Genomic DNA, 23,214 nt, shown 5'->3' with positions numbered 1-23,214 from the left:
GCTAATATTACTAATGGCTAAAAAAGTAAAAGGAATTTTACTTTTTTATTTTTAAAATAATTATAAGGAAGATTGATATAATTATAGAAAAGCAAAATTATAAAGGAGTAGTGAAATAGTGTTTAAATTAACATCAAATTATTTGCCAGCAGGTGATCAACCCCTGGCAATTGAAAAATTAACTACCAATTTATTAGCAAATAAAAAACATCAAGTTTTATTAGGAGCAACGGGAACTGGAAAAACATTTACAATGGCAAATGTTATTGAAAATTATCAAAAACCAACATTGGTGATGGCACATAATAAAACATTAGCAATGCAATTATATGTTGAGTTAAAAGAAATGTTTCCAGAAAATCGTGTTGAGTATTTTGTTTCAAACTTTGATTTTTATCAACCGGAAGCTTATTTGCCAGGAAAAGATTTATACATTAATAAAGATGCTCGCCAAAATATGGAGTTAGACATGATGCGGTTAAGTGCTTTTAATGCTTTAACAACTCGTAAAGATGTTATTGTCGTGGCTTCTGTTGCTGCAATTTATGGAGCACAAGATCCAAATGAATATAAAAAATCTTTTTTGCAAATTAATCGTAATCAAAAAATTAGTAAAAAAGATTTAGCCAATTTTTTAGTATCATCAGGATATGTTCGTAATGATATTGAATTGATTCCAGGCAGTTTTAGTGCTAAAGGTGATGTAATTAAAATTGTTCCAGGGTGAAATGTTAAAACTTTTATTCGCATTGATTTGTTTGGAGATGAAATTGATGATTTAGCTTATATTGATAGAATTACTGGTGATGTTACACAGCGGTTATCAACATTAACAATTTTTCCAGCGCAAGATTATATTACTTCTCCAGAACGCTTAGCTGAAGCAATTAAACAAATTGAAGCAGAATTAAAAGTTCGCTTATCTGAATTAGAAGCAGCTGGAAAAATTGTTGAATTACAACGTTTAAAACAACGAACTGAATATGATTTAGATTTACTTCGTGAAAGTGGAATATGTTCTGGAATTGAAAACTATTCACGACATTTAGATTTACGCGAAGAAGGTGAAGCACCGTATACTTTGATTGATTTTTTTGGCCAAGATTTTTTAACTATTATTGATGAATCACATATGTCATTGCCACAAATTCGAGCAATGTATAACACAGATCGAAGTCGAAAAGAAACCTTAGTAAATTATGGTTTTCGTTTAAAAAGTGCATTAGATAATCGTCCCTTAAATTTTGATGAATTTAATCAAAAATTAAAAAATGTTATTTATGTTTCAGCAACGCCGGGTGATTATGAATTAGGTTTAGTAAATAATGAAGTGGTTGAACAAATTATTCGTCCAACGGGATTATTAGATCCAACCGTAGAAGTAAAATCAACAGTAGGACAAATTGATGATATTATTGAACAAGTAAAAATTCGTCGGAAAAAAAATGACCGTGTTTTTATTACTACTTTAACAATTCGGATGTCAGAAGATTTAACAAGTTACTTACAAGAACAAAATGTTAAAGTTGCATATTTACATAGTGAATTAAAAACTTTAGAACGTAGTCAAATCTTATTGGATTTACGAAAAGGAGTTTATGATTGTATTGTTGGTGTTAACTTAATTCGTGAAGGAATTGATATTCCAGAAGTATCATTAATTTGTATTCTTGATGCTGATAAGCAAGGATTTTTACGAAATGAACGAAGTTTAATTCAAACAATTGGTCGTGCTGCAAGGAATGAGGCTGGGCATGTTATTTTATATGCTGATAGTGTTTCTGAATCAATGCAAAAAGCAATGCGAGAAACTGCTCGCCGTCGGCAAATTCAAGAGGCATATAATTTGAAATATCATATTACTCCAACAACAATTATTAAGAATATTCGTGATTATACTAATATTAAACGTCAAGATGATAAATTACATAACATTAAAAATAAAAAATCAAAAGAATATAAAACAGCTAAAGAAAGATTACTACAAGATTTACGAAAAGAAATGTATGAGGCAAGTAAAAAACTTGATTTTGAACGAGCTGCAGAATTACGCGATATTATTATTGAAATTGAAGCAGAATAATGATTTGTGATAGTATTAATTTACAGGGAGGAACTGGGAATGACAAAGTTTATTGTAAAAGATCTTGTTGATAAATTTGGCTACGAGGTGTTAGTTGGAAGGGAAGGTCTTAATCGACCTATTAAAATTTATGGTCTTAATCGACCAGGATTAGAATTAGCTGGCTTTGATTTTGAAAAAAATAATAGTAATCGTCGGGTAGTTTTGTTATCAAATAAAGAGCAATTATTTGTGAATACCTTAAGTGAAAAAGAAAGAAGAGAGCGCTATGAGTATATTTTAAATGAAAATATTCCAATGATTATTTTAACGGAAAAATTTACTGATAAATTATTATTAGAAATTGCGGAAAAACACAGTTGTCCAGTTGTTCGTGCAAGCAATATTACAACAAGTCGTTTATATCAAATGGTATTAGAATTTTTTGATGAACATTTCGCGCCAGTAACAGAAGAACATGCATCATTAATTAATGTTTTTGGAAAAGGAATTTTATTAAAAGGAAAATCAGGAATTGGAAAATCAGAAATGACATTAGAATTAATTAAAAAAAATCATTTGTTTGTTGGTGATGATCGGATTATTATTCAGCAACGAAATAATAGATTATATGGGCAATCACATGAAATGTTAAAAAATTTAATTGAAGTCCGTGGTTTAGGAATCTTAGATTTAAGTAAAATTTATGGTTTGCAAGTGTTATTAGATGAATCAAAAATTGATTTAGTAATTGAATTAATTCATTTAAATGATGAACAATATAAATCAATTGACCGATTAGGATCTAAGTATAAACATATTAAAATTTTAGATACAAAGGTACCAATTGTAACAATTCCAGTTACATATGGGCGTAATGTTAGTGAATTAGTTGAGACAGCAGTTTCAAAATTAAAATTAGATGAAGCAGGAATTTCTTCGATGCAAATTTTACAAGATCGTTTTAAAGAATATTCAAAATAGAATTGAGAAGGAGTTTATAACGTGAATTTAGCAACATGAATTGCCCACTATACTTATGGAAATTGATTTCGTCCTTATTGATTTTTAATTTTTTGTGGTTTTGCAATTACCATTATTTTATCATGAATTAATTTTCGTAAACGTGATATTCCAACGCAAGGATTTTACTGAGGAATTTTTGTGATTACACCGATTGCTTTATTAGGGGCTAGTTTTTTTGGTAAATATGATGTTAAAAATCCAATTTTCTTTTTTACATTATTTGCTTTCTGAGAACCAGGAATGAGTATTCATGGGGGGCTAATTTTTGGTTTAATTGCCGGCTGAATTTGATTTGGTTTTGAATCACGAAAACATAATATTTCGTTATGAGTATATGCTGATTTAATTGTTCCAAATATTTTGTTAGCACAAGCAATTGGGCGATGAGGTAATTTTTTTAATCATGAATTATTAGGAGCACCAATTGCACGCGAACAATTAATGTGATTGCCAAGTTTTATTCGTGATAATTTATTTAAATGATATGTCCCAACTCCGGTACCAAATAATTTTCATCCAACAGAGGCAATTGGGATTAATGGAAACCCTGTTGACCCAACTGATTTTAATAATGTGCAATATTTTCAACCAATTTTTCTATATGAATCATTGGCTAATATTTTATTATGATTCTTAATTGTGATTGCATTACCATTAATATTTCGTTATAGTTATTATTGAAGGTTTAAAAAAGAAGAACCCGATTTTATGCAGTTATCGTGAAAAGGTGTTTGAGCAAAATGATATTATGATATCAAACCCGATCCAATGGTTGTTAATAATTTATCACAACAAATAAATTTGAAAAAAGTTTATTTTAAAAATAAACATAAGATGACAAAAAAACAAGTGATGAAAGCACATTGGAAATATTGTGGTGCACGATTAAAACAAATTTTTACAGCTGATGTCCGAGAATTAGAAAAAATAGAAAACCCTCATCGTTTAAAAATTTTCCGTTGTGGAATTAAAACTGGGATGTATATTGCTGGTTATAATTTCATTCGGATTATTTTAGAAACACAACGAGATGATCATGATTTATTTTTAAAAAATATGCGAACATTGGATTATGTTATTCTTAGTTTAATGATTGTAATTGGTATTATTTTAATATTATTTGCCCAATGGATAGCTGTTATAAAATGAAAAAAAGGCGGATGATTATATGAAAAACAATACTAATGAAATATATGATATTTTAATTATTGGAGCTGGTCCTGGTGGGATGACAGCAGGAATTTATGCTGCACGAGCAATGGCAAATATTGCAATGATTGAAAAAGGAGCACCAGGAGGAAAAGTAACAAAGACAAGTGAAATTGAAAATTATCCTGGTTTTGATAATATTCAAGGCTATGAATTAGCCATGAAAATGTTTGAACAAACCCAAAAATTAAAAATCCCATATATTGCTGATCGTGTGACAAATATTATAAGACAAGATAATTTGTTTAAATTAGAGTTATTTTCAAAAAAAATCTTATTAGCAAAAGCAGTTATTGTTGCAACCGGAACAGTTGAACGTAAATTAGGAGTGCCTGGTGAATTAGAATTAGAATGACATGGAGTTTCATATTGTGCAGTTTGTGATGGCGCTTTATATAAAGAAAAAGATGTAGTTGTTGTTGGGGGAGGCTATTCTGCTCTTGAAGAAGCTCTTTATTTAGCGCGCTTTGTTAATAAAGTTTATCTAATTCATCGTCGTGATGAATTTCGTGCTGATAATAATATTGTGAATAAAGTAAAAGCACAGCCTAAAATTAATTTTATTGTTGATACAATAGTAACTGAAATTAAGGATGTGACCGAAAAACGGGTGACAACAGTTGTTATTAAAAATGTGAAAACAGGTAAAATTGATAATTTACCAGTTAGTGCTATTTTCCCATATATTGGGGCGATTCCAGTTAGTGATTTTGCAAAAAACTTAGGAGTTTTAAATGAAGAAGGCTATTTTATTGTTAATAATAAATGTTTAACAGCATTGCCAGGATTATATGCCGCTGGTGATGTGACAAATACAACATTACGACAAATTGCAACTGCGATTAATGATGGAGCAAAAGCAGCGCAATTTGCCTTAGAATACCTTAATAGTTGTCATTAAAAAGGTATTTTTTGCGGTAAGATATATATTGGATAAAGATGAAAAAGAAAGTGAGAAGGATTTATGACAAACAAAAAAGAATTAAAAGATGTTCAAGTTAAAGGAAAAAAAGTTTTAGTCCGTGTTGATTTTAATGTGCCAATGAAGGATGGGCAAGTTACTGATGATAATCGGATTACTGCAGCTTTACCCACAATTAAATATTTGTTAGCACAAGAAGCAAAAGTAATTTTATTTTCTCATTTAGGGAAAGTTAAAACAGTTGATGATTTAGAAAAACGTGATATGGCGCCAGTGGCAAAGGTATTAGAACAAAAATTAGGACAACCAGTTAAGTTTATTAATGTTTTTGAAGGAAAACAATTGGAAGAAGCTATTGATGAAATGCATAATCAAGATGTAATTTTATTTCAAAATACACGCTTTGCTGATATTATTAATAGTAATGGTCAAATTAGTGTTGATAGTGATGGTAAAGCAACTGCAAAACGAGAAAGCAAAAATGATTATGCTTTAGGGAAATATTGAGCAAGTTTAGGTGATGTTTTTGTTAATGATGCATTTGGAACTGCGCATCGTGCTCATGCTTCAAATGTTGGGATTGCAGAAAATATTGCTGAATCATGTTTAGGATTTTTAGTGGAAAAAGAAGTAAAAATGTTGTCACAAGGAGTAGACAATCCAGTTAAACCATTTGTTGCTATTATTGGTGGAGCAAAAGTTTCCGATAAAATTGGGGTAATTGAACATTTATTAACAAAAGCAGATAAGATTTTAATTGGTGGTGGAATGGCATATACTTTTTTTGCTGCTCAAGGTCACAAAATTGGAAATTCATTATTAGAAGTTGATAAAGTTGAAATTGCTAAAACCTTTTTAGCAAAAGCAAAAGGAAAAATTATTTTACCAATTGATGCATTAGAAGCACCTGAATTTGCTGATGTACCAGCAAAAGTTACAACAGGTTTGGATATTGATGATGGTTATATGGGATTAGATATTGGTCCCAAAACAATTGAATTATTTAAAAAAGAATTAGCGGATGCAAAAACGGTTGCTTGAAATGGACCAATGGGAGTTTTTGAATTTAAAAATTATAGTATTGGAACAAAAGCTGTTTGTGAAGTAATTGCTGAACTAAAAGGAGCCTTTACTTTAATCGGAGGAGGCGATTCAGCTGCAGCGGCAATTCAATTAGGATATAAAGATAAATTTACGCATATTTCAACTGGTGGTGGTGCTAGCTTAGAATATATGGAAGGGAAACCACTGCATGGTATTGAAGCTGTTCAAAATAAATAATATAATAAAACGACAAAATGTCGTTTTTTTGTCAAAATGGAACAACTATGCCAACTATTGTTTTTTATGATAAAATAAATGTGAATGTTTATAATTATATAGAATAGAGGAGATAGTTGAATGGCAGTTAGCGATCGTAAAATTGTAAAAAAACATGGGAAAATAGCAGATAAAATTATGGCGTTAGATGAAACAATGCAAGCATTGTCTGATGATGCATTAAAAGAAAAGACAAATGAATTTAAAACAAAGTTAGCAGAAGGTGCTACATTAGATGATATTTTAGTTGAAGCATTTGCTGTTGCCCGTGAAGCAGCTCGTCGAATTTTAGGATTACATGCTTATCGTGTCCAACTAATTGGGGGCATTGTTCTTCATGAAGGTGATGTGGCTGAAATGAAAACAGGGGAAGGAAAAACTTTAACTGCTTTAATGCCAACATATTTGAATGGTTTAACTGGTAAGGGTGTTCATGTTATTACTGTTAATGAATATTTATCAAGACGGGATTCAGAAATCAATGGTCAAGTTTTTAGTTTTTTAGGTTTAACAGTTGGTTTAAATTCTCGTGATATTACTAAAGATGCAAAAAGAGAAGCATATAGTTGTGATATTACTTATACTACTAATGCTGAATTAGGATTTGATTATTTACGAGATAATATGGTAAAAGTTTACAGCGAGAAAGTCCAACGAGGATTAAATTATGCCATTATTGATGAGGCTGATTCAATTTTAATTGATGAATCAAGAACGCCATTAATTATTTCGGGGGGACGTCAAAACCGAACACCGCAATATCAAGCAACTGATCATTTTGCAAAATCATTATCACGAGATAATGATCTTGAAATTGATTTAGAAACAAAACAAGTTTATTTAACTCCAGAAGGAATTACTAAAGCAGAAAAAATCTTTTCAATTAATTCTTTATTTGATATTAAAAATACTGAATTATACCATTTAATCCTAAATGCTTTAAAAACTAATTTTGTTTTTAAAAATGGTGTTGAATATGTTGTTCAAAATAATGAAATTATTTTAATTGATCAGTTTACTGGCCGTTTAATGCCGGGACGTGCTTATAGTGATGGTTTGCAACAATCATTACAAGCAAAGGAACGTGTTGATATTGAAGAAGAAACAGTGACAATGGCAACAATTACTTACCAAAACTTTTTCCGATTATATAATAAATTAAGTGGGATGACTGGTACTGCAAAAACAGAGGAAGAAGAATTTATTAAAATTTATAATATGCGTGTAATTCAAGTTCCAACTAATCGCCCATTAATTCGTCGTGATGAAGCTGATTATATGTTTGCAAATCGTGATGCAAAAATGCAAGCAATGATGAAAGAAATTATTGCTTTGCATGAAAAGGGACAACCAATTTTAATTGGAACAACTTCAGTTGATTCATCAGAAATTGTGTCGCATTATTTACGAAATGCTAACTTAAAATTTGAAATGTTAAATGCGAAAAATCATGAGCGTGAAGCAGACATTATTGCAAAAGCTGGTGAAAAAGGAGCTATTACTTTAGCAACAAATATGGCTGGTCGGGGAACAGACATTAAGTTAGGTGATGGTGTTAAAGAAATTGGAGGATTAGCTGTTTTTGGAGTTGAACGAAACGAAGCACGTCGAATTGATAACCAGTTACGAGGGCGAGCAGGACGACAAGGAGATCCTGGTTTTTCGCGCTTTTATGTTGCGATGGATGATGAATTAATGATGCGCTTTGGCGGGGATCGCCTACGTCGAATTTTTGCTCGGTTAGGTTCGGATTTTATTCAATCACGAATGTTAACAAGAGCAATTTCTAATGCACAAAAAAAAGTTGAGGGAATGAATTTTGATCAACGAAAACATATTTTAGATTATGATAATGTTTTAGCACAACATCGTGAAGCAATGTATGCACGACGTGATCAAATTTTAACAGCAACTGATTTAAAACCAATTATTAAAAAAATGCAATATTCGGCAGCTTATGATTTAACCAAAATGTTTGGTAATGAATCGCATGGGGAATGATTTATTCATTATGATGACTTAATTAAGGGGATTAGTGATAAAGTTGTTGCAGTTAATGTGTTAGATAAAGCAGCCATGGAAAAAATGAAGCGAGAAGAAGTTGCTAAATATGTGGCAACAAAAATGAATGAATTTTATTTAGCGCGAACAGAAGATGTTCCTGCTGATGTTATTAATCAAATTGAACGAAGTGCAATTATTACTTCGTTTGATGATTATTGAACAAAACATATTGATCAAGCAAGTAAATTACGAAGTGGAATTTACTTACGAAGTTATGCTCAAACAAATCCATTACACGCTTATGTTGAAGAAGCTGCAAAATTATTTGAGCATATGCAATTATCAATTGCACATGAAGTTGTAATTAAATTAGCAAATGTTGTTATTCGCAAAATTGATGGTGATATTCAAGCTGAACCGTTTCATGATTCAGAACAAGAAATTCGAGAATTTAAACAAAAAGGGTAATTAATAAACCACTATGCTAAAGTAGTGGTTTTTCTGTATTATTAAATTAGAATGGGGGATAAAGATGAGCTTTGCGTTGAAAGTAAAAGAGGAAATTGTTAGAAAAGAATTTGACCAAATGTGTCAGAAAGCTTTTTTAACTGGTTTTGTTAAATATAATATGACATTAAATATTAGTAATCATTTTTTTAACTTTGAAGTAACCTCAATTAGTAATATAATTATTCGAACAATTTATACGTTTTTAAAACATTTATATCAAGTTAAAATTGACATCATTATTGTTCAAGGCACAAAATTAAAAAATAGCAAAACCTTCAGTTTACGAATTAAAGAACGAGCTACTGAAATATTAAAAGACCTACAAATTTTTGATGCAGAAACTAATCAAAAATTTGTTGCCATCTCATCGGAATGAAATGAACGACAACAACGTGCTTATATTGCAGGCATTTTTGTTGCTTGTGGTAGTGTTAATTCACCAGAAACAAGTAATTATCATTTAGAAGTTCAGTTTAATGATGAAGTTTCAGCACAATATTTTCAAAAATTATTGCATAAATTTCATTTTCCATTTAAGATAATTGTCCGTCATGATCGTTATGTTTGTTATTTAAAAAAATCAATTTTAGTTTCAGATTTCTTAAAATTAATTGATGCAATTAATAGTGTCCTTGCTTTTGAAAATACTCGTATTTCAAGGGATATGGTTAATAGTATTAATCGTTTAAATAATATTGAAATTTCAAATCAACAAAAAGCAATTAAAGCTGGGGAAGAACAAGTTGCAATGATTAATTATTTACTTGAACATGATTTGTTTGATGAACTAAATGAAAATACCAAAAAAGTAGCTTTATTACGAATTGCTTATCCCGATGCATCGTTGCAAGATTTGTCAGCATTATTAGAAAATGAAACTAGTATTGAAATTTCAAAATCGGGAGTAAACCACTTATTTCGTGAAATTAAGAAAAAATATTATGAAAATATAAAATAATTTATGTTATAATTCATTTATTATTTTTTATTAAAATAGGTCATTAAAAATGGAGGAAAAACTAATGGGAAAGCCTAAAAAGCACGTTAAATTTTTTGAATTTTTAACTGTTTTTTCAACAGCGGTTGGAATTACAATTGGAATTGGAATTTATTTAAAAAATGATACTTCAGAAGGACATCTTTTATATTTTACTCAAAATCCTTATTTATCAATTGGATTATGGATTTTAGTTGGAATTTTAGGAATGGCAATGATTATGGTCTTTATTGAAGTTACATGAGTAAAAACTAAAAGTGGACATGGAACATTACCATCATGGGCTAATATTTTAATTGGTCGGCAAGTTGGTAGTTTAATAGCATTATTTTATATCTTTTTTTATTTTCCAATTTTATTAGGTCTTTTCCCAATTTTTAGTATTAATGCAATGTTTGATGCACTAGAAGTGCAAAGCATTAGTAAGGAAACACAACATATAATTGCGAGTGCTGTTGGCCTTGTTATTTTAATTTTATTTTACTTAATAAATATTTTTTTCCGAAATGTTGGTAAATGAGTTCAAACAATTGGAACATTTTTTAAATTTATTCCTTTACTAGTTAGTCTAGTTATAGGCTTTGTTGCTCCAATTGAAAATAATGTTTTTGATAAATATAGGGAATTAAAGTTTGGTAACTTTTTTATGGGGATTTTACCAGTATTATTTTCATTTGATGGTTTTATTTATGCTGCAGGATTACAAAAAGAAGTTTCTAACAAAAATGTTGTTCCAAAAGCATTATTTGCTGCAATGTTATTTATTACTATTTTTTATATTTTAGAAGTTATTTCTTTGTTTTTAGGAACAAATGATGGTAGTGTTTTTACTTTATTTAAAAATCTCCTTGGTGGTCCAATTGCAAAAGTCTTAATGTGATTTATTATGTTAACAGCATTAATGAGTATTAATGGTTTAACCTTTGTAGCTCCTTCATTTGGACATACAGTGCAAGAAGAAAATCTTGTTTATATTCGAAAGAAAGAATTAAGTTATCAACAAATTGGTTTGATTCAAATGGCAATTACTGTTTGTTTCAATTTAATATTAATGGGACTTAGTCTTGGCGTTATAGGTGATCCAATGTATTTATTAGATCTTTCTTCTAATGCCGTTAGTTTTACTGCTTTTCTATGTTATATTAGTTTAATTATTGCTGTTTGTGTTAATCGTTATACAAAACGAGTAGAAGTAGCAAAAGTAAAAGGAATGTATTATTATGCTGGTTTTTCTCTTTTCTTGTTAATAGGTTCAATAGGTTATATTATGTATAATTTTTTTGCTTATAGTAGTAATCATAAAACTTTATATAGTTTATTAATTATTATTGGGGGAACATTAGTAATATGAGGTATTAATGAATTATTATTATGGCATAAAGCAACACCACCTGCTGGTGAAGTAAAAATAAAAACCTCATTGATTAATAATGTTAATCAATAAGATTATAAGTAAGAATTTTGTCAAGTTCATCAGTTTGATGAACTTTTTTTCATCCACCAAGAAGAATATAAACTTTAAAATTATGTTTTTTTAATAAACGGTATAAATCTAAATGAGAATGGCCAGCACTTGAAACAAAAATAATTTTTTTATTTTTAGTTACTTTTTTCGAATAAATTAAACGAAAAAGATGATGAGGAATATTAATACTATTAATAATATGACTTTCAATTCATTCTTCTTTTGGACGAATATCAATAATTAACCATTTATCTGAATTATTAATTTTTGGTAGTTTTTTAATTGATTTAGTATTGTATTTCATTTCAAATGCTGATAAAAACATCTTTTCACCTCTATGAAAACATTATAACATTAAGAAAGTTAATATTTTATTAAGAAATCATTAAAATTTAAGTATATAATTAAAATGTTAGATAGAAACGAGGGAGAAGAATGCGAAAACCAATTATTATTGGAAATTGAAAAATGCATAAAACAACGGATGAAACAATTGACTTTTTAAAACAAGTTGATAATGTATGTCATGATTTAAAACTTGAAGCTGGTATTGCAGTACCATTTATTAATTTAGTAGTGGCAAAACAACATGCGCATCATTTAATTATTGCGGCTCAAAATTGTCATTATGAAGATTTTGGGGCTTTTACTGGTGAAATTTCAGTTGAAATGTTGCAAGCTTTAAAGATTACACATGTTATTATTGGACACTCAGAACGTCGTGAAATGTTTAATGAGACAAATGAAACAGTAAACTTAAAAGCAAAAAAAATCTTAGCAAAAGGGATGGTGCCGATTATTTGCTGTGGTGAAACATTACAACAATATGAAAACAATGAAACACAGCAAATTGTTGAAACACAAATTGAAAAAGCATTACAAGGTATTGATTTTGAAGATGCAAAAACAATTGTTATTGCTTATGAACCAATTTGAGCAATTGGGACAGAGAAAACAGCAACAGCTGAGATTGCACAAAATGTTTGTGCAATAATCCGAGCAAAAATTGCTAATCTTTATGATGAAGTAGTAGCAAATATGATACGGATTCAATATGGAGGCAGTGTTAAACCGGAAAATATTCAAGAATTATTAGCTCAGCCAGATATTGATGGTGCTTTGGTTGGCGGTGCTAGTTTAGAACCGAAAACTTTTTTAGGGTTAGTAAAAATAATTAATAATAAAAAATAATAAATAAGATTTTATTTTCAGAAGTTAACCTTGAGTGATTTAACTTCTTTTTATTTTTCTTAAAATAAGATATAATTATATCTTGGAATAAAAGATTGAGGTTAAAATGAGTTTAATTAATATTGAAAATTTAAGTCATGCTAACGGTGGGAAAGTTTTATATAAAAATTCAGCAATTCGAATTAATAAAGGTGAACATTTAGCTTTAATTGGAGCAAATGGAACAGGGAAAACAACATTATTAAGTATTATTTATGGAAAACTTACTCCTGATGAAGCAAACATTGAGTTGCATCCAAGAGTAAAAATTGGTTATTTAGACCAACACCAAGAGTTAGATGAAACATTAACAGTTGATCAATTTTTAAAATTAACATATCAACATTTATTTGAAATTGAGGAAAAAATTCATGCAATTTATGAAAAAATGAGTCTTAATTATGATGAAGATGAACTTGTCAAAGCACTGAAATTACAAGAACACTTAGATCAAAATGGTTTTGAAACAATTGATAAGGAAATTCGTAGTTTAGTTGATGGTTTAGGAATTGATCCAGAAAAATTGAATGTTAAATTATCCGAATTATCGGGTGGTCAACGAGGAAAAGTTATCCTAGCAAAGTTATTATTATCAGAAAATGATTTTTTGTTATTAGATGAACCAACTAACTTTTTAGATTTAGAACAAGTTGAATGATTAGCCAAATTTTTACAAAATTATAAAAAAGCGTTTCTAGTTGTTTCGCATGATATTGATTTTATTAATAAAGTAGCAAAAGTGATTTATGCTATTGAAAACTTAAGCATTAATCGCTATGTTGGTAATTATCAACAATATTTAGCATTAAGTGAATTAAAAAATGAACAATATGATAAAGCACAAAAAGGGCAAGAACGTCTAATTAAAAAATTGGAAACTTATGTCGCAAAAAATAAGGCGCGTGCTTCAACAGCAAGAAGTGCCCAGTCACGGCAAAAACAAATTGATAAAATTGAGGTAATGGATAAAAGGCATGAATTAACAAAACCAAAATTTGTTTTTAAATATAAGAAACCAGCTAGTACGACTATTATTAGTGCAGAGCAATTAGCAATAGGATATCAGTTTCCTTTAATTAAGCCATTAACATTTGATATTCGTGATGGTGAAAAATGTATTGTGCGAGGATATAATGGAATTGGAAAAACAACCTTTCTAAATACTTTAGCAGGAAATATTCCTAAGTTAGGTGGAACATTAAAAATTGGTAATGGAGTAGTTATTGCGTATTTTCATCAAATTGAACAATTAATGGATATGACACCAATTGAATATTTAAAAAACTTATATCCAGACTTGGAAGAAGGGCGAATTCGAAGTATTTTAGCCAACTTTGGCGTTAAAAGTACTTTAATGCAAAATCAGATGACAAAATTGTCGGGTGGTGAACAAACAAAGGTTCGGTTATCGGCATTATCTTTACAACCATGTAGTTTACTAATTTTAGATGAACCAACGAACCATATTGATGTTTTGGCCAAAGAAGCATTGTTAGAAACAATTCAAGCCTTTGATGGAACAGTTCTAATTACAACGCATGATATTAATTTTAATGTTAATTGAGCTGACAAGGTGCTTGATTTTGAAACGATGGTTTAGCAATATGATGCAAAAACATTATTTTTATGTCTTATTCTGTGCTGATTAAACACTCTATGCTGGTTATACGGTTGATTTAAGACGGCGCAAAAAAGAACATAATATGGGCATTGGGGCAAAATATACCGCTTTAGCAAAACGACGACCAGTCAAAATAATTTATAGTGAAGAATATGCAACTCGTTCTGCAGCAATGCAACGTGAAGCCGCTTTTAAGCAATTATCACGGTTAGAAAAAATTATCTTTTTGCAAGAACATAATATTAATTTACCATTTGTAATTTCATCAGATATGGTAAAATTATAATAGGAGCATAAAGCGGGGGGTAGGATAGATAGTAATATTAAAGTTTTAGTTGATGAATTAACTAAACTATATCATCGTTATCAAACAGAATCACTGCGTAATGATATTATGACTTGCTTAGATATTTTAAAATATTATGATTTTAATGACAAAAATAATCAAATTTTTATTGGTTATGTCGTATGAGTTTTGTTTATTGTAACAGTAAAGGTTGAAGAAAATATTGATTTAACAACGGATTTATCAAATTTAGTTGCTAAAGCATATACAACTGGTAACCATCGTAATATTTTTCGTCGCAAAAAATCAAAAAATACTAATGATTTTGAAAAAGAAGTTGAGTTTTATATTAAACGAAATTATTTTGATGATGAATATGAGCGTTTACAACGATTACTTTTAAAAAGGAACGCCAAACTAATTGGCCCCGTAAATGATTCTTTAGCAGGCTTTAATTATGAAAAAATATTAACTAATGCTATTCAATTATTGGATAATCAAGAATTAGTATTAAGATTACAAAATGTTGTAATTCTAATTTTAAAACCATTTGAAATTGAAAAAAATGAATTTTTAACGAAAGAAACATTAATTAGTAAGCAATTGCTTGCAATTAATGAACATCGTGCTAAATATTTGAAGCAATATAACAAATTATTTCTTCAAACAAATAATTAATTTATATAGTACAATATAAGTAGTTTAAACTAAACAAGGAAGGAAGTTATGAAACCAGAATTAAAGGAATTATTATTAGAAATTAAAACTAAAATTAATGATGATAAACTTTTTCGTGATTTTATTGGCGAAGTTCTAAATGAAGCTAATTACAATAATTATTATGAACAATCAGTTGATGATGAAGAAATTGCAGAGCAATTAGTTGAAATCTATTTTATTGAAAATTATAGTAGTGATGAAGAAGTTTCAGATCTAAAAGAAAAAATCATGAAAATTTTATTCTTTTTAGAAGGACAAGAAGAATTAATTAAAGAATATGCTTATTTTGTTGAAACCAAAGTAAGTCAAATTGTGACAGAACTTAACTAATTTTATTAATCTGTGACAGTTAATGTTAGATTTTTTAAACTTAGATTTAATCATTTGTATATATTAAAAATTTACAATTTTCTTTTTTAAAAATAAGATTATTTTATGATGCTAATTTACAAAAAACTAATTAAGAGGGTGAGAGAATGGGAAAAGATTGAATCGTTGTTAAAGGCGCTCGAGAGAATAATTTAAAGAATATTGATGTTAAGGTGCCTAAAGATAAATTAGTTGTTTTTACTGGTTTATCAGGAAGTGGAAAATCATCATTAGCTTTTAATACCATTTATGCAGAAGGAAGACGCCGTTATATTGAAAGTCTATCAAGTTATGCTCGCCAATTTTTAGGTGGAAATGAAAAACCTGATGTTGATGCAATTGAAGGTTTGTCACCAGCGATTTCTATTGATCAAAAAACAACTAGTCATAATCCTCGCAGTACTGTTGGAACAGTTACTGAAATTTATGATTATTTACGTTTATTATATGCTCGCGTTGGGACACCATATTGTATTAATGGTCATGGGGTTATTAAATCAGTAACAGTTAAAGAAATAATAAATAATTTAAAACAACTTTTAACAGAAGGTGAAAAATTTAATATTTTGTCGCCAGTAGTTCGTGATAAGAAAGGTAGTTTTAAAGATTTATTTGCACGTTTAAAACAAGAAAGTTTTATTCGTGTCAAGGTTAATGATGAAATCAAAACTTTAGATGAAGAAATTGAATTAGATAAAAATAAACGACAAAATATTGATATTATTATTGACCGCTTGGTTTATAAAGAATCAGCAGATTTATTAAGTCGAATTCATGATGCAATTGAAGTAGCGTTAAAATATGGTAATGCATTAGTAAAAATTGATTTTGCTGATCAAAAAAAGGAAATGCTTTTTTCAACTAATTATTCATGTAGTATTTGTGGTTTTGTTATTCCGGAATTAGAACCACGATTATTTTCATTTAATTCACCCTCAGGAGCTTGTAGCGAATGTAAAGGATTGGGAGTAAAATTAGAAGTTGATGAAGATTTATTGATACCTAATCGGTCATTATCAATTTTACAAGGGGCAATTATTTATTTAAAAAATATTGTTAATACAACAAATATTGAATGGCAAAAGTTTAAAGTTTTAGCTAATCATTATCATATTGTGTTAGAACAACCCGTCAGTGATTTGACAAAAGAGCAACTAGAATATTTGATTCGTGGTAGTGATGAACCAATTGAATATAATTTAAAAACAGCTAGTGGGAACATTATGCGGGGATATGATTATATTGAAGGAATTGGGCAATTAATTGAACGTCGCTATACGGAAACATCAAGTGAATCACAACGTGAATATTATAAACAATTTATGACAGATAAAAAATGTGGAACTTGTTTAGGAAAGCGATTAAATGAAATTCCTTTATCAGTTAAGATTAATAATATTAGTATTTCTGAATTTACTGATTTATCTGTTGAAGATGAATTAAAAGAAGTTTTGAATTTAAAATTAACAGAATCACAACAAGAAATTGCACGATTAATTATTAATGAATTAGTTAATCGTTTGGATTTTTTAAGTCGTGTTGGATTAGGTTATTTAACGTTATCACGTAATGCTTCAACATTATCAGGTGGAGAAGCTCAACGAATTCGATTAGCAACGCAAATTGGTAGTCAATTAACAGGGGTTTTGTATGTTCTTGATGAACCTTCAATTGGATTACACCAACGAGATAATGATAAATTAATTGAAACATTAAAAAGTTTACGTGATTTAGGAAATACTTTAATTGTTGTTGAGCACGATGAAGATACGATTCGTGCTAGTGATTATATTATTGACATTGGTCCACGTGCAGGAATTAATGGGGGGCAAGTTGTTGCTACGGGAAGTATTGATGATATTCAACAAAACCCAAATTCAATTACTGGTAAATATTTAACTGGTGAATTAGCAATTGATGTGCCAAAAAAACGGCGTGGTGGTAATGGATTAGTATTAGAAATTAAAGGAGCACGAGAAAACAATTTAAAAAATATTAATGTTACAATTCCTTTAAATAAATTTGTTTGTTTAACGGGTGTTTCAGGAAGTGGTAAATCAACTTTAATGAATGAAATTTTATGAAAGGGTATTAAGAAAAATTTAGGGTTAGCAACTGAACGACCAGGGGCACATGATAAAATCGTTGGGATTGATAACATTGATAAAATAATTAATATTTCCCAAGATCCAATTGGGAAAACACCACGGAGTAATCCAGCAACTTATACATCAGTTTTTGATGATATTCGTGATTTATTTGCCGATACAAATGAAGCTAAAGCACGAGGGTATTTGAAGGGTCGTTTTTCGTTTAATGTGCCAGGTGGACGTTGTGAACATTGTCAAGGTGATGGAATTATTAAGATTTCAATGCACTTTCTACCAACGGTTTATGTTTCTTGTGAAGTTTGTGAAGGGAAACGTTATAATGATGAAACATTATTAGTTAAATTCAAAGATAAAAATATTTATGATGTTTTAGAAATGACAGTTGACCAAGCTTGTGATTTTTTTGCGGCACAACCAAAAATTAGTCAGAAGTTAGGAACAATGCAAGAGGTTGGGTTAGGTTATATTAAATTAGGTCAATCAGCAACAGAATTGTCTGGTGGAGAAGCCCAACGGGTTAAGTTATCAACCTTCTTGTTAAAACGGACAACGGGAAAAACTTTATTTTTATTAGATGAACCAACAACGGGATTACATGTTGATGATGTTAAAAGATTGTTAGTAGTTTTGAATAAAATTGTTGATAATGGTGATACTGTTATTACGATTGAACATAATTTAGATGTTATTAAAATGGCTGATTATATTATTGATTTAGGACCAGAAGGTGGCATTGGTGGTGGTATGATTGTTGCAACAGGAATACCAGAACAACTTGTTTTAAAAAGTGGCACTAGTTATACAGCGCAATATTTAAAACCTTTATTAAAGTAAGAGGTTACAATGGATGTTAAAAAACAACTTTTTAAGGCAACGTTTTTTCAAAAAAAATATAATTTGGCAAAATTATTAACAGAAAAATATGCGGATGCACAAAATAAAATTAAAGTAATTAATGTTGTTGGTACAAACGGAAAGGGATCAGTTTCAAATTACTTACACCGCCAGTTAATGTTAAATTATCAACGGGTAGGTCTTTTTACATCACCAGCATTTTCAAAACATAATGAACGAATTAAAATTAATATCAAGATGATTAGTGATAGTGATTTAAAACGAATTATCAAAGAAATTAAAGAAGAAATTAAAACTTATCAATTAACTTTTTTTGAAATTTGAGTTTTAATTTGTATTAAATATTTTTTAGAGCAAAAAATTGATATTGCAATTATTGAAGCTGGAATTGGTGGTTGTTTAGATGCAACGAATGTTTTTAATAATCAATTAGCTGTTTTATTAACTTCAATTGATTATGAACATACTGAGATATTAGGCAATACTTTGGATAGTATTATTCAAAATAAAGTTGGAGTTGCAAAAAACAATTGTCAACTTTTTATTAGTGCTAGTTGTAAAAAACATTTTAATTTAATTGCAAAATATTATAATTCGGATAATATTATTACAAGCGAAGTTTACTCACAAGCAATTAATTATTACCAAGAATTTAATGTTGGCTTAGTTATTAAGTTTTTAAAAATTTTTAAGTTTAAAATTAATTATGAGCTTTTTAAAGTGAACCCAGTCTTAGGGCGTTTTACCCAACTAAGTAAAAATCCGTATTTTATTATTGATGGAGCACATAATCCAGAAGGAATTCGTGCCTGTATTTATACTTTTGAAATGTTACATAATTTGAATCGAAATGAAGTATTAGTATTATATGCTTCTTCACAAAAAAAAGATTATATGCAAAATTTAACTTTATTGAAGGAACATTTTGACAATAATTTATATATTACGGAATTTCAGCATCCAATGTCATGAGACATTAATAATATTAAGATGCAGAACAAAGTTAAAAATTGAAAAAAAATATTATTACAAAATAAAACAAAAAATATTTTAGTTTGTGGGTCGCTATATTTTATTCCGTTGGTTTATCAGTTTTATTTAGAGAGGGTGTAAAATATGCTATATATATTAACAAATATTGGTGCTTGTTTAGGGAATGCTATTTTATTTTATCTTGGGGTATTATTAGATTATAAAAATTGAAAAAAAATTAGTATTTTAACAATTACAATTATAAGTTTATTAATTGCATTATCTGTTATTTTAACAAATATCATTAGTTATACTATTCCGTTCCCATTTATGGGAGGAGGAGTAATTCAATTAGCATTAGGTAACTTTTTAATTTTTGTGATTGGAATGTTATTTGGACCATTTTTGGGTGTATTGAGTGGTCTTGCTACTGATGCTTTAGGGGATTTGATAAATATTGGTGGAACATATCATAGTGGTTTTTCCTTTAATCTTGCTTTATATGGTTTTTTAGGAAGTATGGTTTTTTTATTTAAAACTGATAAATTTTGAATATTAAAAACAATTATCTTATATGCAATAGGGTTTGCTTTAATTTCATTTGCATTTAATGTTTTATGATTATATGCAATCGGTCTAAAACAAGTTCTTTTCCCAATGGCTTTTGTTATTAAAGCAATTAAGTTTCCAATTCAATTAGCAATTTATTTACCAATGGTTATTTCAAGTTTTACTATTTTATATAAATTAATTACTTCACGTCATAATCTTGCTTTATGATGCACCCAAAAAGAATTATTAGTTTTAACACCAATTAAATTTAAAAAACAGAAAAGATATAATAGTTAAAAGTTGTTTATATGTGGAAAAGTTTTAAAAACTTAATAATTATAACTGTTTTATTTAAAAAAGATTGTGGATAAGTCAGCTAATAGCATTATTTTAACAAATTATATTTTACTTATTAATTGTTCATTGTAATATTATTAATGATTAAACAAAGAGGAACGGGAAAATGATGGAAAAAGAAACTACTTATTTAATTAAACAAGAGTATCAATTGTCAGATGATGAACGTATGTTACTTTTATGTTTATATCGACCAATTATTGGCGATAAAGCACATATGTTATATATTGCCTTAACAGCACAAGATTTCATCTTAGAATTAAATACTAAATATCATTTAGACAATCTTTTAACATTATTACAAATATCATATGATGAATTTTTAGTAGCAAAAAGTAAATTAGAAACAATTGGTTTATTAAAAAATTTAAAACGTGAAAAAGGAAAGCACTATATTTTAAAACCACAATTACCAATTTCCGCAATTGCTTTTTTTGAAAATCAAATTTTAAGAAATTATTTATTGAATATTGTAGGAGAAAAATCTTTTGCAATTATTAAAGCTAAATTTATTGTTAATCAGCAAGAGGGTAAACAGAAGCATAATGATTTATCTGGTCAATTAAGTGATGAAACAATGACATTTGATTTTGTTTATATTGATAAATACTTAGCATCAAAAAATGCAAATCATAAATTATATTTACCATATCGTGAAAAAATTATCCAGTTAGCAAATTATTACAATGTTTTAACAAATAATCTTGCTATTTTTATTTATAAAAGTATTGAGTTAACTGCCAAAGAACGAATTTTTAATTATGAAACATTTCAACATTTACTATCTGATTTTCATCAAAAAACAATATTAAAGAAACAACTTAATGGAGAACAATTAAATTTAATTGTTAATAATGAAAATGTTATTAAGCCAACTAACATGTTAGAAGCAAAAATTAATGAAATGGTTTCAATTGATCCAATTCAATACTTAACTTTACTACGAGAAAATAAGAAGCCAACACCAATTGAAATTGAATTAATTCGCGATTTAATTATTAATTATTCATTAACACCAGGGGTAGTTAATTGTTTAATTGAATATGTTTGATTTAAAAATGCTCATCGAATTGAAAGAAAGTATTGTGAAAAAATTGCAAACACTTTTCATCAATTACAAATTAATACTGTTGATAAAGCGATGGAGCATTTACGTGGTGCTTATGCAAAAACACAAAAAAGTAAAGTTACAAAAGATGCTATTAAAGCAAAAACATATCAATGGAAAGAAAAAATAGTTAAACATAATATGGCTGAATTAGAATATAATAAAATTTATGAACAAAAACGACAAGAACAAGGAATTAAAAAAGTTGATCTTACACAATTATTAGATGATTTAAAAAATTTATAATAGTAAAAATGAAAGAGAGATTGGGGCAATGTCAAAACTAAATTTATTAAAACAACTTCAAAATAATGCAGAGTTAATACTTAATTTACAAGAAATTGCGTTTGATATTAATAATTATCAACAGTTTGAGACACTCTTTCAAGAATATTTAAAAAATTATTATCAGTGTGAAAAAACATCATCTTTATCTTTATGCCAACAATCCTTTAAAGGTTACAAATATTATATTAAAAAAGAAAATAATAATTTGTTTTTAACACGAGTTGAATGTAATCATACAATAGCTATTAAAGAAAAAAATAAAGTTAAAAATAATTATCTTTATTATGACTTTAGTGATGAATTATTAAAATTACGATTAAATGATATTAAAAAAGATGAAAATTTTAATAATATGCATCTTATTATTGGTGAAATGGTTAACTTTGTTAAAGGTCAACGAAAAAAAGGTTTATATATTCATGGTCAGCCAGGAGTTGGTAAAACTTATTTATTAATTCGCTTAGCTAATGTGTTAGCAAATAATAATCGTAAAGTTGCTTTTATTTCAGTAATTAATTTAATTAATCGAGTAAAGGAATCATTTAATTTTTTTAATAGTGAATCATCATTAGTAGAAATTTTATTAGGAGCGGATGTTTTATTTTTAGATGATATTGGCGGAGAAACAGTTTCTCCATGAGTTCGTGATGATTTATTATTTCGTATTCTAAATGACCGTATTAGTCGTCGACTGCCAACTTTTTTTTCATCAAATTTTACAACAACAGCTTTAACAACGATTTATGCAAATGTTAAAACTGAAATTAATGATAAAGAAATTAATAAAGTAAAAGCATTAAGAATTGTTGATCGGATTCGGGGGTTAGCAACCGAATTAGAATTGTTAGGAAATAGCAGGAGAACTGATGAGGATTATGTGGAAAAGTTAACAGGCTAGGAATGTTATCTGTTGGGGGTGCTTGCTACAAATCGTACAATTGCGTTAAAACCAGAAATTTTGTTAATGGATGAACCAACAAGTGCATTAGATCCAATTGCAACTGCTAAAGTTGAAGAGTTAATTTTGGATTTAAAAAAGAATTTTACAATTATTATTGTAACACACTCTTTACAACAAGCGGCACGAATTTCTGATTATACTGCATTTTTTTGAATAGGACAGTTAATAGAATAGACTTCTTGCATAACCTAGTTATTTTAAAATTCCTATAAAATATATTTAAAATAGAAATTATAGGAATCTAAAATTATGAAATTTGATAAATTTGA

18 protein-coding genes and 2 pseudogenes are annotated in these 23,214 nt (G+C 28.4%); 19 read left to right on the top strand and 1 reads right to left on the bottom strand.

Going from position 1 to position 23,214, the window contains the following annotated elements:
* Window positions 1-118: 118 nt before the first annotated feature.
* From uvrB to EHU54_RS00825, 8 genes are all read left to right on the top strand, one after another.
* Window positions 119-2,083 carry an excinuclease ABC subunit UvrB gene (gene uvrB, locus EHU54_RS00860; protein WP_400248425.1) on the top strand — a complete coding sequence of 655 codons (1,965 nt, stop codon included), beginning with the start codon at window positions 119-121 and terminating at the stop codon, window positions 2,081-2,083.
* A 39-nt stretch (window positions 2,084-2,122) separates the two neighbouring features.
* Window positions 2,123-3,046, top strand: a complete 924-nt coding sequence (gene hprK / locus EHU54_RS00855) for an HPr(Ser) kinase/phosphatase (protein WP_400248424.1) — start codon at window positions 2,123-2,125, stop codon at window positions 3,044-3,046.
* A 21-nt stretch (window positions 3,047-3,067) separates the two neighbouring features.
* Window positions 3,068-4,273 carry a prolipoprotein diacylglyceryl transferase gene (locus EHU54_RS00850; protein ID WP_400248422.1) on the top strand — a complete coding sequence of 402 codons (1,206 nt, stop codon included), beginning with the start codon at window positions 3,068-3,070 and terminating at the stop codon, window positions 4,271-4,273.
* Window positions 4,257-5,198, top strand: coding sequence for a thioredoxin-disulfide reductase (trxB, locus tag EHU54_RS00845; protein ID WP_400248421.1), 942 nt, complete (start codon window positions 4,257-4,259; stop codon window positions 5,196-5,198). Before EHU54_RS00850 ends, trxB begins: the two co-directional genes overlap by 17 nt.
* A 63-nt stretch (window positions 5,199-5,261) precedes the next feature.
* Window positions 5,262-6,500 (top strand): phosphoglycerate kinase, encoded by a 1,239-nt coding sequence (locus tag EHU54_RS00840; protein ID WP_400248420.1) that lies wholly within the window; start codon window positions 5,262-5,264, stop codon window positions 6,498-6,500.
* Window positions 6,501-6,620: 120 nt separating this feature from the next.
* Window positions 6,621-9,011 carry a preprotein translocase subunit SecA gene (gene secA, locus EHU54_RS00835; RefSeq protein WP_400248419.1) on the top strand — a complete coding sequence of 797 codons (2,391 nt, stop codon included), beginning with the start codon at window positions 6,621-6,623 and terminating at the stop codon, window positions 9,009-9,011.
* Window positions 9,012-9,075: 64 nt separating this feature from the next.
* On the top strand, window positions 9,076-10,011 hold the full coding sequence (gene whiA, locus EHU54_RS00830; RefSeq protein ID WP_400248418.1) for a DNA-binding protein WhiA: 936 nt from the start codon (window positions 9,076-9,078) through the stop codon (window positions 10,009-10,011).
* A gap of 64 nt (window positions 10,012-10,075) precedes the next feature.
* Window positions 10,076-11,494 (top strand): APC family permease, encoded by a 1,419-nt coding sequence (locus EHU54_RS00825; protein WP_400248416.1) that lies wholly within the window; start codon window positions 10,076-10,078, stop codon window positions 11,492-11,494.
* Here the strand turns inward: EHU54_RS00825 and EHU54_RS00820 are convergent.
* Window positions 11,484-11,840: a rhodanese-like domain-containing protein gene (locus EHU54_RS00820; RefSeq protein ID WP_400248415.1), complete on the bottom strand. Its 357-nt coding sequence runs from the start codon at window positions 11,838-11,840 to the stop codon at window positions 11,484-11,486. The two genes, EHU54_RS00825 and EHU54_RS00820, sit on opposite strands and share 11 nt — an antisense overlap.
* 110 nt (window positions 11,841-11,950) lie before the next feature.
* Here EHU54_RS00820 and tpiA point away from each other — a divergent pair, with 110 nt between their 5' ends.
* The 11 genes and pseudogenes from tpiA to EHU54_RS00765 form a co-directional block, all read left to right on the top strand.
* Window positions 11,951-12,706 carry a triose-phosphate isomerase gene (tpiA, locus tag EHU54_RS00815; RefSeq protein ID WP_400248414.1) on the top strand — a complete coding sequence of 252 codons (756 nt, stop codon included), beginning with the start codon at window positions 11,951-11,953 and terminating at the stop codon, window positions 12,704-12,706.
* 106 nt (window positions 12,707-12,812) lie between these two features.
* Window positions 12,813-14,345 (top strand): ABC-F family ATP-binding cassette domain-containing protein, encoded by a 1,533-nt coding sequence (locus EHU54_RS00810; protein ID WP_400248412.1) that lies wholly within the window; start codon window positions 12,813-12,815, stop codon window positions 14,343-14,345.
* Window positions 14,346-14,409: 64 nt separating this feature from the next.
* Window positions 14,410-14,652, top strand: a pseudogene (locus EHU54_RS00805) (GIY-YIG nuclease family protein); the annotation flags it as partial.
* A 108-nt stretch (window positions 14,653-14,760) separates the two neighbouring features.
* Window positions 14,761-15,330 (top strand): hypothetical protein, encoded by a 570-nt coding sequence (locus tag EHU54_RS00800; protein WP_400248411.1) that lies wholly within the window; start codon window positions 14,761-14,763, stop codon window positions 15,328-15,330.
* 48 nt (window positions 15,331-15,378) lie between these two features.
* On the top strand, window positions 15,379-15,702 hold the full coding sequence (locus EHU54_RS00795) for a hypothetical protein (RefSeq protein ID WP_400248410.1): 324 nt from the start codon (window positions 15,379-15,381) through the stop codon (window positions 15,700-15,702).
* A gap of 146 nt (window positions 15,703-15,848) precedes the next feature.
* Window positions 15,849-18,686: an excinuclease ABC subunit UvrA gene (gene uvrA, locus EHU54_RS00790; protein ID WP_400248409.1), complete on the top strand. Its 2,838-nt coding sequence runs from the start codon at window positions 15,849-15,851 to the stop codon at window positions 18,684-18,686.
* A 9-nt stretch (window positions 18,687-18,695) separates the two neighbouring features.
* Window positions 18,696-19,820 carry a bifunctional folylpolyglutamate synthase/dihydrofolate synthase gene (locus tag EHU54_RS00785; RefSeq protein ID WP_400248407.1) on the top strand — a complete coding sequence of 375 codons (1,125 nt, stop codon included), beginning with the start codon at window positions 18,696-18,698 and terminating at the stop codon, window positions 19,818-19,820.
* A 3-nt stretch (window positions 19,821-19,823) separates the two neighbouring features.
* Entirely contained in the window at window positions 19,824-20,528 is a 705-nt protein-coding gene (locus tag EHU54_RS00780; RefSeq protein ID WP_400248406.1) for a folate family ECF transporter S component, read from the top strand.
* Window positions 20,529-20,694: 166 nt separating this feature from the next.
* On the top strand, window positions 20,695-21,942 hold the full coding sequence (locus EHU54_RS00775; protein WP_400248404.1) for a DnaD domain protein: 1,248 nt from the start codon (window positions 20,695-20,697) through the stop codon (window positions 21,940-21,942).
* Window positions 21,943-21,970: 28 nt separating this feature from the next.
* Window positions 21,971-22,882, top strand: a complete 912-nt coding sequence (locus EHU54_RS00770; protein WP_400248403.1) for an ATP-binding protein — start codon at window positions 21,971-21,973, stop codon at window positions 22,880-22,882.
* A gap of 39 nt (window positions 22,883-22,921) precedes the next feature.
* Window positions 22,922-23,116, top strand: a pseudogene (locus EHU54_RS00765) (phosphate ABC transporter ATP-binding protein); the annotation flags it as partial.
* Window positions 23,117-23,214 lie beyond the last annotated feature (98 nt).

Source organism: Spiroplasma sp. ald, from assembly GCF_044714355.1.
GTDB classification, from domain to species: Bacteria; Bacillota_I; Bacilli_A; order Mycoplasmatales; family Mycoplasmataceae; genus Spiroplasma; species Spiroplasma phoeniceum.
The sequence above is the reverse complement of the archived record's forward strand: the minus strand, read 5'-3'. Positions and strand labels throughout refer to the sequence as shown.